At 60.3% G+C, this 12,037-nt stretch carries 11 protein-coding genes; 8 read left to right on the top strand and 3 right to left on the bottom strand.

Features of this window, described 5'->3' with window-relative positions; translation table 11 throughout:
• The first annotated feature begins 105 nt into the window (after window positions 1-105).
• The 4 genes from ACO1XS_RS21665 to nadC all read left to right on the top strand — a co-directional run bounded on the left by ACO1XS_RS21665 (window position 106) and on the right by nadC (window position 4,202).
• Entirely contained in the window at window positions 106-1,440 is a 1,335-nt protein-coding gene (locus ACO1XS_RS21665; protein WP_486391666.1) for an MFS transporter, read from the top strand.
• A 53-nt stretch (window positions 1,441-1,493) separates the two neighbouring features.
• The gene (locus ACO1XS_RS21670; RefSeq protein WP_331568294.1) at window positions 1,494-2,486 is read left to right on the top strand and encodes a substrate-binding domain-containing protein; all 993 of its coding nucleotides are present in this window, start codon (window positions 1,494-1,496) and stop codon (window positions 2,484-2,486) included.
• Between the two features lie 100 nt (window positions 2,487-2,586).
• Window positions 2,587-3,177, top strand: a complete 591-nt coding sequence (locus ACO1XS_RS21675) for a MarR family winged helix-turn-helix transcriptional regulator (protein ID WP_486391667.1) — start codon at window positions 2,587-2,589, stop codon at window positions 3,175-3,177.
• 155 nt (window positions 3,178-3,332) lie between these two features.
• A complete protein-coding gene (nadC, locus tag ACO1XS_RS21680) occupies window positions 3,333-4,202 on the top strand; it encodes a carboxylating nicotinate-nucleotide diphosphorylase (RefSeq protein WP_486391668.1) in 870 nt (289 codons plus the stop codon).
• A gap of 58 nt (window positions 4,203-4,260) precedes the next feature.
• Here the strand turns inward: nadC and ACO1XS_RS21685 are convergent, their stop codons facing one another.
• The 3 genes from ACO1XS_RS21685 to ACO1XS_RS21695 all read right to left on the bottom strand — a co-directional run bounded on the left by ACO1XS_RS21685 (window position 4,261) and on the right by ACO1XS_RS21695 (window position 7,980).
• Complete coding sequence (locus ACO1XS_RS21685) at window positions 4,261-5,433, bottom strand: Gfo/Idh/MocA family protein (protein ID WP_486391689.1); 1,173 nt, start codon at window positions 5,431-5,433, stop codon at window positions 4,261-4,263.
• A gap of 17 nt (window positions 5,434-5,450) precedes the next feature.
• Window positions 5,451-6,770: a Rieske 2Fe-2S domain-containing protein gene (locus ACO1XS_RS21690; protein WP_331568291.1), complete on the bottom strand. Its 1,320-nt coding sequence runs from the start codon at window positions 6,768-6,770 to the stop codon at window positions 5,451-5,453.
• A gap of 229 nt (window positions 6,771-6,999) precedes the next feature.
• Window positions 7,000-7,980 carry a LysR family transcriptional regulator gene (locus ACO1XS_RS21695; protein WP_331568290.1) on the bottom strand — a complete coding sequence of 327 codons (981 nt, stop codon included), beginning with the start codon at window positions 7,978-7,980 and terminating at the stop codon, window positions 7,000-7,002.
• Between the two features lie 142 nt (window positions 7,981-8,122).
• Between ACO1XS_RS21695 and ACO1XS_RS21700 the strand changes: the two genes are divergently transcribed.
• From ACO1XS_RS21700 to ACO1XS_RS21715, 4 genes are all read left to right on the top strand, one after another.
• On the top strand, window positions 8,123-8,872 hold the full coding sequence (locus ACO1XS_RS21700; protein WP_486391669.1) for an RraA family protein: 750 nt from the start codon (window positions 8,123-8,125) through the stop codon (window positions 8,870-8,872).
• Window positions 8,873-8,877: 5 nt separating this feature from the next.
• Window positions 8,878-9,882 carry a D-2-hydroxyacid dehydrogenase family protein gene (locus ACO1XS_RS21705; protein WP_486391670.1) on the top strand — a complete coding sequence of 335 codons (1,005 nt, stop codon included), beginning with the start codon at window positions 8,878-8,880 and terminating at the stop codon, window positions 9,880-9,882.
• The gene (locus tag ACO1XS_RS21710) at window positions 9,879-10,667 is read left to right on the top strand and encodes an SDR family NAD(P)-dependent oxidoreductase (RefSeq protein WP_331568287.1); all 789 of its coding nucleotides are present in this window, start codon (window positions 9,879-9,881) and stop codon (window positions 10,665-10,667) included. The genes ACO1XS_RS21705 and ACO1XS_RS21710 overlap by 4 nt, the downstream gene beginning before the upstream one ends.
• A gap of 119 nt (window positions 10,668-10,786) precedes the next feature.
• Window positions 10,787-12,013, top strand: coding sequence for an MFS transporter (locus ACO1XS_RS21715; protein WP_331568286.1), 1,227 nt, complete (start codon window positions 10,787-10,789; stop codon window positions 12,011-12,013).
• Window positions 12,014-12,037 lie beyond the last annotated feature (24 nt).

A 12,037-nucleotide genomic window follows, 5' to 3' on the forward strand; every position in this document is an offset into this window, starting at 1 on the left:
CCTTAATAATTAGAAATCTAATTATCGGTTGACAGATGGTGCCTGAGGTTCGATGCGGGTGAGCAGATCGATGCGTCGACATGGACGATTAACGGAGACATTGACATGGCAGGTTCAACGATGAGCTACGACGCGGACGCGCTTCCTCAAGTGGCCGACGCGGCACTCGTTGAGGGCACGTATCGAAAGGTCACGCTCAAACTGATGACGTTTCTATTTTTCTGTTGGGTTCTGAACTATCTGGACCGGGTCAACGTAAGCTTCGCACAGCTGCAACTCAAGCATGATCTCGGGCTCAGCGACGCCGCCTACGGGTTGGGGGTGAGTCTGTTTTTCATCGGCTACATCCTGCTCGAAGTGCCTAGCACGTTGCTGCTCAAACGCATTGGCGCGCGCAGGACGGTGTGCCGGATCATGGTGCTGTGGGGTGGCATTTCGACGGCCATGGCGTTCATGACGACGCCTTGGCAATTCTATCTGGCGCGCACGTTGCTCGGTGCCGCCGAGGCGGGGTTCTGGCCGGGCATCATTCTTTATCTTTCGTTCTGGTATCCGGCCGCGCGTCGTGCGCGTATCACCTCCCGTTTTCTTCTGGCGATTGCCGCCGCCGGCATCATCGGCGGGCCGCTTTCAGGCTTCATTCTCCAAAACTTCACCGACGTGTGGGGCTATAAGAATTGGCAGTGGCTCTTCTTTTTGGAGGGCATACCCGCGGTCGTAGCCGGTGTTGTGGCGTTTTTCTATTTGACCGATAAACCGGAGCAGGCCACGTGGCTCAGCCTAGAGCAGCGTCAACTCATTCGGAATGCGCTGGAGGAGGAACGCGGGAGCAAGCCGGCTAATGCGCCCGGCCGCCTGATGACCGCGCTGCGCGATCCTCGCGTGTATGTGCTGGCGGCGGGTTGGGCCACGGTGCCCATCTGCGGAACGCTGCTGAACTACTGGACGCCGACGATCATCAAGCAGGCGGGGGTGGCGAATATTCTGCAGATCGGTTTTCTGTCGGCGTTGCCCTACATCGTGGGTGCTGTCGCCATGCTCGTTATTGCACGCAGTTCGGATGTCCGGCTCGAACGCCGCTGGCACTTCGCACTGTCCACGACCGCAGGAGCATTGGGCGCCGTGGCGTTGACGCTGCTGACGCACAACTGGGTTGCAGCCATCGTGTGCCTGAGCCTCATCTCCATCAGCTATTTCGCGGCGGCCGCCATCATCTGGTCGATCCCCCCCACTTATTTGAAGGGTGACGCGGCAGCGGGCGGGATCGGCGTCATCAGCAGTCTGGGGCAGGTCGGTGCCTTCTGTGCGCCGATCGTCTTGGGATGGGTCAAGAGCGTGACGGGGAGTTTCGCCGTCGGCATTTTGCTGGTCGCCGCGCTCGTGTTCATCGGCGGGCTTGCCGTGTTGATCGGCGTGCCGCGCGAGCGCGCCTCGCGCTGAACCTGCGGCAGGCCCGCCGACCCATTTATTTGGACAATCGAAAAGGAATGTGGATGAGTAAGCTTCAGCTTTCAATCGCAGTGGGAAACTATGATCGGATGCGCCCGTTGATCGACGGTGACGTTCAGATCGACGGCGTCGATCCTGTGTTCATGCTTCAAGATCCGGAAGAGATCTTTTTCCGGGCCTTTCGACACGCCGATTACGATATCTGCGAACTCTCGTTGAGCAGCTACTCGGTGAAGACGGCCAACGGTACCTCGCCCTATATCGCGGTGCCTGTGTTCCCGTCGCGTGCATTCCGCCATAGCTCGGTCTACGTGCGGGCCGATCGCAGTATCGATCGACCTGAGCATCTGAAAGGCAAGTGCATCGGGGTGCCCGAGTATCAATTGACGGCCAATGTATGGGTGCGTTTGATGCTGGAGCAGGAATACGCCGTGAAAGCGTCGGATATCCGGTGGGTGCGCGGTGGCTACGAAGATCCGACGCGGGTCGAAAAAATCCCACTCGACTTGCCGGACGGTGTCGTCCTCGACAACGCACCGGCCGGGCAAACCATATCGAATCTCCTTGCCACGGGAGAAATCGACGGGGTGATCGGTCCGCGCGCACCGTCATGCTTCGAGCGGGGACATCCTCAAGTCAAATACCTGTTCGATGATCCCCAACGCAGTGCGGCAGAGTGGTACGCAAAAACGAAGCTGTTTCCGATCATGCATACCCTCGGGATCAGAAAGAGCCTGGCGGAGCGTCACCCCTGGCTGCCCGGCGCAATCGTGAAGGCATTCGAGCAGTCGAAGACGATTGCGCTCGCGAGGTTATCCGACACGTCCGCGACGAAGGTGACGCTGCCTTTCGTCGAGGATCAATTGCGCAATGCTCGGAGATTGATGGGAACTGACTTCTGGTCGTATGGGTTTGCCGACAACGAGGTAGTGATCGATCGCTTTCTGGCCCAGCATTACGCCGAAGGGTTATCGAGCCGGCGCCTTCAGCCGTCCGAACTCTTCCATCCGGCCAGCGTCGAGCGCTTCAAGATCTGAGCAGCTCGCTTGATGGCGAGTGCTATCGGTGCGGTAGTGGCGAGGCGGCGGGGGGAAGCGATATCATTGGCGGTGATTCTCACCTGACAAAGATAACGGTATGGCTGCGAAGCGTTCAAAAGGCGAGGCAGAAGGGCCCACCTCCGATCCGATTCTCCGGCACTGGCGCGAAGCGGTGCCAGACGATCGTCTGGCTCACTTGGTCAAGGATGCGGCCCGTGCGATGGTGCGCGGACTGCAGATGCGGTTGGCTCAGCACGAAGTGTCGTTCGGGCACTGGGCGTTCCTTCGCGTGCTCTGGGAAAAAGACGGGCTGACGCAGAAGGAGTTGAGCGACGAGACGGGAACGACCACGCCGACCACCTTCACGGCCGTCTCCGCCATGGAAAAGCTCGGCTATGTGGAGCGTCGCTATGCGCCGGGAAATCGAAAAAATACCCATGTGTTTCTGACGCCGGCCGGTCGAGCATTGAAGCGCAAGCTCGTGCCGCTCGCGGAAGAAGTCAACGAAGTGAGCGTGCGCGGGTTGAAGGCGACGGAAATCAATACGGCTCGCAAGGTGCTACTCGCGATCATCGAGAACATGGCGAAGGATGAGTCCGAGTCGGACGACCCTGCGCGGCGTATTCCGTCGACGAGAGAGGTGGGTAACCTCATCGCCATGCGCGGAGAGGAGTACGAAGGCGGCTGATCCGCGTGAAGACCGCGTGGCGATGTGGTCTTCTAACGCGGGCGTGGTAATTTTATTAAATCTCTAATAATATTGGCGAGTGACTCACTCGCCGCAGCATTCATCCGCGCAGGTGAGCACGACCTTCTTCCTGCTCACTCACTCGCGGTCTCCACATGGATGCAATGACACGCGCGGCCCTCGCGCGCAATGTTCGTGAAGCGCTCGCCGAAGATATCGGCGGCGGTGACTGGACATCCCAACTGGTCAATCCCGAAGTTGGCACCGGCGCGACACTTATCGTGCGTGAATCGGCCGTGCTGTGCGGTAGGCCTTGGTTCGACGAAACCCTGGTTCAAATCGATGAGCGCTTGCGCGTCGACTGGTTGGTGCAAGAAGGCGCGCACATGGACGCGGGTCAAACGGTCTGCCGAATCGTTGGCCCAGCACGCGGGATGCTGACTGCCGAGCGCACGGCGCTCAATTTTCTGCAGTTGCTGTCCGGTGTGGCGACGACCACGCGCGCGATGGCCGATATCGTCGAAGGCACGGCCTCGCGTATTCTAGACACCCGTAAGACGCTGCCGGGACTGAGGCTAGCGCAGAAATACGCCGTACGGATAGGCGGCGGTGAAAATCACCGGTGCGGGCTATACGACGGCATTCTGATCAAAGAAAACCACATAGCGGCGGGCGGGGGCATCGTGCCCACCCTTCGGGCGGCCGAAGCTTTGAACGCCGACGTGCCGATTCAAGTCGAAGTGGAGACGCTCGATGAACTGGCGCAGGCCCTTGCGGCGGGGGCGAATTCGATCCTGCTCGATAACTTTTCGCTGCAGCAAATGCGCGAAGCGGTGACACTCAACGATGGCCGCGCCGAGTTGGAAGTTTCAGGCGGTGTTTCGCCGGAGGCGTTGAGAGTCATTGCGGAAACCGGCGTGAACCGCATTTCTGTTGGTTCGCTCACGAAGCACGTGCGCGCCGTCGACTTTTCGCTGCGCGTGGACGCGCTCGTGGAAGAGGGCGCTAGCATTAACGTGGCATAGATCGCCGAGCGGATCAGAAACAAAGCGGGCGCTTGCCAACTTGCAAGCGCCCCCCTCGTTACAGCAAGACCTCTCGTCCTAACTGACTCGACTCGAGCATGGCCACACAAATTTCGAGGGTGCCTTTGGCCCAGTTTCCGTCATGAATCGGCGGCTTCTCGCAGCGCACGGCATCATAAAGTTCATCGATGACCTCCGCGCGCGGCACGATCGGTTGCTCCAATTCCACGATTTCGTATTGCCTGTCGCCATACACGACGATCGAGTCCGGTAAAGGGCGTAGGTCCGCGCCTTCGCAAGTTACAAGCACCGGACCGAAGTGCTGATGAAAAGGGGGCGGCGCGTCTGTCGCGGACGTTGCCTTGTACGCTGAGCCGCCATAAGTGCCGGCTGCTTTCAGTTGGGCTTCTGCTTCCGGTGTTGGAAATGTGTCGAGCCGTTTGCGCGCGCGCCCATAGGAATCCATCGAGACGGGCTCACCCATTTCCCCGACTCCACCGGTCCATTCGTCGGTACTGAAGTGACCGTAGCCGTTGTACGAAAGGGACGCATAAGCCCCATTCTCGAACCAGAGCAAAGCGGAGTAGGCCCCCTCGGTATGCCGAGACGGATCCCAGCGGCCTACCGTCGCGCGCAGATTCACCGCGCACGAGCCGGCCAGTAGCCGCACGATATCCACCTGATGGGCGGCCTGGCTGAATACCGCGCCGCCGCCCTCCGACGTCAGCAACTCCTCCGGACGACGCGGGCGGTAGAGGTAGTCGGTGTAGTTCACGGCATGAATCATCTTCACTGCGCCGAATCGTCCCGATCGGATCAGGTCTCGCGTGCGTAGGTACGGGGTATCGAAGCTATGGCAATGCCCAACGATCAGCCGCACATTCGCCGCGCGACAGGCCTCGATCATGCGATCGCATTCGGCGACCGACAGTGCCATCGGCTTTTCGACGAGCACATGCTTGCCGTGTGCCGCGGCAATCTCGGTGTGCAGCGCATGAAACTGGTGAGGGCTTGCTACGTAGAGGATCTCGACGTCCGGGCTCGCCGCCAGTTCAGGCACATCGGCATAAGCCGGCGCGTGAAAATCGTCTGCAAATTGCCGACGGGCTTCTTCTCGTGGATCGCAGGCGCCCACGAGCCGAACGCGCGGATCGCGAAGGAACGTCGAGAGCATCAAAGAAAACGCGCGCCCAAGCCCCACGACGCCGATACGCAACGGTTCTCGCTCCATGCCGGTCGGAGCGGCGGTCATTGCTGGACCTGATAGTTCGTTTCGAGCGCGGGCGTCTCCGCATCCTCGCCCCACACGTACCTCGCCTCGTAGGCACGCCAGTCGGTGTCTTTCGGAATCACCGCCTGGTAGGAGCAGACGCTGCGAGCGGGCGCGTGCTCACCGGTGCCGATCGCCGCTGCACCTTCGCTAAATGCCTCGACCGCTTCGAGCATGCGTTTGCGGAACTCGACGATGGCCAGATCGCTTGCCCCGAGCCGCTCGTCGGAGCGGTTGGCGATAGGCCCCATCGTGACCCACATGGCAATGTCCTGATTCGGAAAGCCTTTGATGCCGGTGAAATTGCCGGCTTTCATTGCTTCTCGGTCCTGCCAAAAGCGATTTTCATGGTTGCGCAGGGGCCGATAGCTCGTGTCGAGATCCACACCCACTTGCTGGCAGAGGAACTTGCGCCAAGTTTCCGTTTCGGGCGTCGTTTTCGGATCACCCCACGCGATGAAATAGAACGCGGTATTCACATCGTCCATCGGGACATTGATGTTCGCGACGTTATAAAGATTGTTAGGCGGAATCAAGACCGTTGAGGGCGCAACGAAAACGGTCGAGCGAATGTAATCATGCGTGTTGGCGTTGAAGATTGGGCGGCGAATCGCCGCATAGCGGAAGCCGTACGAAGTTCGTTCGACCTGGAGCCGAGGTGCTTTGTCGGTCGAGGGGCGCAGCCAGTTCTTCGACGTCGCTTCGGCTCCCCCGACACGAGCCGGAACGAAGTCGGACGAGTGCAGGCTCGAGCTATGGGCCGAGTCGATTGCGCCCTCGAGGACTTGCGCCCAGTTGCAGGGCAGCAATGCCTTCGCAATGCTCACGCGCGTGTCCGCTGTAGGAGCCCACGCCGGTGGCACGAATTCGGGCACCGTGTTCTGGGGACCCATGTAGGCCCACACCATGCCGCCCCATTCGTGGGTGGGATAGGCCTTGTGCTTGACCTTCTCGGTCATGCAACTCGATACGGGCTCGGACACCATTTCGATCACGGTGCCGTGAACATCGAACTTCCAACCGTGGTAAAGGCAGCGCAAGCCGCAATCCTCGTTGCGTCCATACACGAGTGAGGCGCGGCGATGAGGGCAGTACTCGTCCATTACGCCGACGCGTCCCTCTGTATCTCGGAACACGACGAGGTCCTCGCCGAATACGCGAGCGTGGACGGGCGGGCCGTCCGGTTCGCTGACTTCTTCGATCAGAGAAACGGGCGTCCAGTGATGCCGCATCAACTGGCCCATCGGGGCATCGCCCTCTACCCGGCACAGCAACTGGTTTTGTTCGTGGGTCAACATGTGTGTTCTCCAGGCGAAAGGTCGTAAGTCGTTCACTCATGAAGACACTATATTAGATATCTAATGAAAAGCGCAAGGGGTCCGAGTGAAAGGAAGGGTATGCCCGAGGCTGATCGCAGCGGATGATCCGGGATCGAGGTTTTCGGGCCGGCAATATATTTCACTTATCGATGTACTCGATTGAGGCTGGCTCAAAATGGACTTCTTTCACGTCGGATCCGGTATGGACTCACAGGTGAGGCGGCGTTCGTGAGTACCGTGCCTCATCTGGTCCCTGCAAGGCAGTATCAGCCATCGTTGTCCCTTCAGGTATGGCACAAGTACCAACGACAAGGGACCGAAACCACTGGTGCGCGGGATGGATGTGAAGCCGTTCGTGCCAGATGAGCTTGTAGATGAGCTTCTCCGTTTCAAAGGGGAGCTCCCGGATCACCAGTCCCTGTTTCTCGACCAGAGCGCGAGCGTCGCCGCTGCCTAGGAAACCGCTGGGCACGCAGGTCAGGAGGTCGCTTTCTGCGACGATCCGCAGCGCGTCGGCAAAATGATTCACGACGACCGTGATCGTTCTTGTACGGCCACGAAGACTTAGCCAACCATCAACGACTCCGAGATCCATTCCCGATGGCGTCACCAATACATGTGAGGCTGCGACGAACTGATCCAAGTCTATTTCCGCGGCTAAGGTGTGCCCCGATTGCATCACGCACACGTAGCGATCTGTTCGAAGTCCTTGGACATGGATATCCCGCGGAAGCGACGGGAACATGCCGACGGCGCAGTCGAGCGTGCCGCGTTCGATCGCCTCGAGGGAACTTGCATTGGTGTGGGGGGAAAACGCTACCCGTGCGTGGGGCGACATGTCACGCAGCTTCAAGGCGATGTCTCGGACAACTTCCGCCGCCAGACTGTCGGTCACCGCGATTCGGAAGCCGGTCGAATCCGTTCGCGGGTCGAAGCGTTCCGGCGCGATCGAGGCGCGGATGACTGCGAGCGAACGATGCAGGTCGGGCCAGATGGCCAGCATCCGCGACGTTGGCTGAACACCATCCGCTACCTTCAGGAAGAGTTGGTCTTGGGTGAGTCTTCGCGCGCGCCGAAGTGCATTGCTAACTGCCGGCTGGCTCATTGACAGACTGGCCGCGGCGCGCGTCACGTTCCGCTCCAGCATGATCGCCTCAATGACGACGAGCAAATTCAGGTCGAGTCGCATCTCATTCACCAGGGTGATAACGGTACCCCCAAAATCTGAATTGGACGATCCAGACTGTCTGGGTAATTATCGCAAAGACGGCGGCGGGCAAGAGGAAAGCCGCTAGGCGGACAACTGCACAAATGTTACAGGGATTTATCTCATGAATGATGAAGTTCACGTTGAAGACGGACCGCCCAAGCTAACCGGCAAGATCAGTCCGGATCGCATCCGTCTGATGCGCACGCCGCGCCCGCCCGCGGGTCTGATCGAGCAGCTCAAACGTATCGCCGATGCGAGCAGCGTGATCGCCGACGTAATGGACGAACTCGGAATCACGGGTGTCGTTGGCGCGTCTGTTCTAAAGCCGACGCTGCCGACCGCAAGCATCGTCGGGCCCGCGCTGACGGTACGAAACATCGTGCAGCGCGAACACGTCTATGAAACCGCCCGCGAGCGCGTCAACCGTATGGCCGAGTTCGAGGCTCACAATTTGGCTTTTCCCGGCGATGTCGTCGTCATCGAAGGCGTGTCGGGCGTGTCCAACATGGGGGGCATCTCGGCGCAGACCGGCAAGCGGCAAGGCGAAGCCGGCGCGATCGTTTCCGGCGGTATTCGCGATGTCGGTCATTCCAGGCGTGTGGACTACCCGCTCTGGGCTACCGAAATCACTCCCGTCACCGGTAAATGGCGCATTGAGACCGTGGAGATAAACGGCGACATTCAAATTGCCGGCGTTCGCGTGTCCCCCGGCGACATCGTCGTGGCTGACGAAACCGGTGTCTGCTTCATTCCCCTCGCGCGGGCGGGGGAAGTCCTGGAGCGGGCGCTGGTAAAAGCCAACTTCGAACATGCGAAGTGCGGTGCGATCGATGCCGGTACGGCAGTTGCCGACTTGCCGAACAGGGAGTGAGCATCATGATTCCCACTTCTCCCAGGCTCCGTATTGCCGTTCTCGACGATTATCAGGACGTTGTCCGTACGCTCGATTGCTTCAAAAGGTTGCACGGTCACGACATCGATGTTTGGAACGACTCCGTTGCGGATGTCGATGTATTAGCAAAACGGCTTGCCGATGCGGATGTGTTGGTCCTGCTACGCGAGCGGACCAAGGTGGACGAAGCCCTGGTAAGCCGGCTGCCCCGACTCAAGCTCATCAGCCAGAATGGGCACGTGCCGCACATCGACCTGGATGCATGCACACGGCACGGAGTGATCGTCTCGTCGGCTCTGACGCAGCGCCCGTCTTATCCCACCGTCGAGCTTACTTGGGGTTTGATCTTGGCGGCGATGCGCAACATTCCGTTCGAAAGCGAGGCGCTTCGCTCGGGTTCGTGGCAGACCACGATCGGGCTCGGCTTGCGGGGGCGGACGCTCGGAATCTATGGTTTCGGCCGACTCGGGGCGATGGTGGCGCGAATCGGCGCGGCCTTCGGCATGGAATTGCTCGTTTGGGGCCGACGAGGCTCGTTGGATCGCGCGCAAGCGGAAGGCTTTCCGAACGCGCCGAGTAAAGAGGCGCTTTTCGCAAAATCCGATGTGCTGAGCTTGCACTTGCGCCTGAATGCGGAGACAGCCGGGCTGATCGGCCCGGCCGATCTCACTTTAATGAAGCCGACGGCCGTGCTGGTCAACACCAGCAGGGCCGAGCTGATCGAGCCGGGCGCGCTGGTTGCCGCGCTGCGAGAAGGGCGGCCAGGAAAAGCGGCGATCGACGTCTTCGAGCACGAGCCGCTGACCAATCCCGACGATCCTTTGCTGCTGCAACCCAACGCGTTATGCACGCCTCATCTCGGCTACGTCGAGCGCGATAACTATGAGTTCGCCTACGGCAATGCATTTGATCAGATCTTGGCTTTTGCGGATGGGAAGCCGATCAACGTACACAACACGGACGTGCTGAAACAGGAGCACCGCAAATGAATCTCGAACTCGACGGAAAGGTGGTGCTAATCACCGGCGGCAGCAAGGGAATCGGTCTAGCCTGCGCGCGAGCGTTCGGCAGGGAGGGCGCTCGTGTGGCAATCGTGTCGCGCAGTTCGGACAATCTATGCGCGGCGCGTGCGACGCTGGCAGCGGACGGCGTCGATGTCACGGCCATCGAGGCCGACCTCTCCGATGGGGCGCAAGCGGAGCGGGCAGTCATAGCGGCAGAAGAGCAGGTCGGCCCCGTTGCCGTGCTGATCAATTCTGCAGGCGGAGCCGTACGCGTGCCGCCAAGCGAATTAACGCCGGACAAATGGCGCGTTGCGATGGATGCGAAGTTCTTCACGTACATGAACGTCATGGACTTCATACTCCCCCGCATGGTCTCGCGGCGCGCAGGTTCGATCGTCAACATCATCGGCACCGGGGGCAAGATCGCGTCGCCGATCCATATACCGGGCGGCGCCGCGAATGCCGCGCTGATGCTTGCGTCGGCTGGTTTGGCGGCCGCCTGGGGACACGCCGGCATACGCGTCAATGTCATCAATCCGGGCGCCACCATGACCGATCGAGTGCAGATGTCGCTGGCGGCTGAATCGCGAGCGACCGGAGAGCCGCCGGAAGAGTTGCTGCGCAAGAACCAGCAGCGGATACCGCTGGGGCGCTACGCCGTGCCGGAGGAAATCGCGGATGCGGCGCTGTATCTCGCCAGCGCGCGGGCATCTTATGTGACCGGCGCATCGCTGACGATGGACGGAGGGTTGACACCGCTCGTCGTCTGACTGGTTGAGCCGAAACGATAAATATTGGAGGAGACAACGTGTTCAGCTGGTATCGTGAGTTAACGAAAAGGGAACGAAATACGTTCTGGGGATGCTTCGCGGGTTGGGCGGTGGACGCGATGGATGCCCAACTCTTCAGCTTCGTACTTCCCGTCCTGATCGCCGCGTGGGGGATGACGACAGCGCAAGCGGGTTATCTCGCCACCGCCACCCTCCTATCGGCCGCCATCGGCGGCTGGGCGTGCGGGTACTTGGCCGACCGTTACGGCCGAGTTCGCGTCATGCGATTCACCATTTTATGGTTTGCGGTTTTCACGTTCATCGCTGGTTTTACTCAGGATTTTCAACAGCTCATCGTCGTGCGGGTTTTGCAAGGACTTGGGTTCGGAGGGGAATGGGCGTCCGGCGCCGTGTTGATGGGTGAAATTATCCGACCGGAGCATCGCGGCAAGGCAGTCGGCAGCGTCCAAAGCGGCTTTGGCATCGGCTGGTGCGCCGCGGCGATATTGGCGGGTGTCGTGCTGGCCCATGTGCCGGTGCAATACGCGTGGCGGACGTTGTTGATGATCGGTGTGTTGCCTGGTTTCCTCGTGCTGTATCTGCGTCGGACGCTCGAGGAGCCGGAACTGTATCGGCGGACCCGCGCCGAGATACAGGCAGGAGGCCCGGCGCCGCGAATCGTCGATATCTTCCGCCCCGGCATGATGAGGGTGACGATCCTCGCATCGTTGTTGGGGTTCGGCGTAATCGGCGTAGGCGGCGCGATCGTCAACTGGCTGCCGACCTTCATGAAGACGGTGCGTCACCTTTCACCGAGCGCTTCCGGCTATTACGTATTGATGGTCACCGCAGGGTCGTTCTTCGGCTTCCTGGTTAGCGCTTACCTGGCCGACACGCTCGGCCGGCGCCGCACATTTCAGTTGTTCCTGGTCTGCTCGTGGCTCGTGACCATCGCTTATATGTTCCTTCCTCTGTCTGGCTGGGCACTGATCGCGATGGGGGTGCCGTTCGGGTTCTTCACGATCGGCAACTACGCCGCACTCGGTCCTTTCTTCACTGAATTGTTTCCGACGGCATTGCGCGGCAGCGGCCAGAGCTTTGCTTACAACTTCGGCAAGGCGGCCGGCGCCGTCGCAGTGTCCTGCATCGGGATTCTTGCGCAGAAGATTTCCTTGGGCGAAGCGATCGGGGCGGTCGCGCTCTTTGGCTACACCGTAGCGATCATCGCGACGCTGCTGCTGCCCGAGACGAGGGGCATTGAGCTCGTGCCGGGTCTGGGGCCTGTTACGCGAGAAGGCGACCGGCCCGGCATCGCGACGGACCAAGCCGCGCCGAGCAGGCTTTGATTTCGTATTGCTGCGAACGATGCG

Source organism: Trinickia sp., from assembly GCF_057351765.1.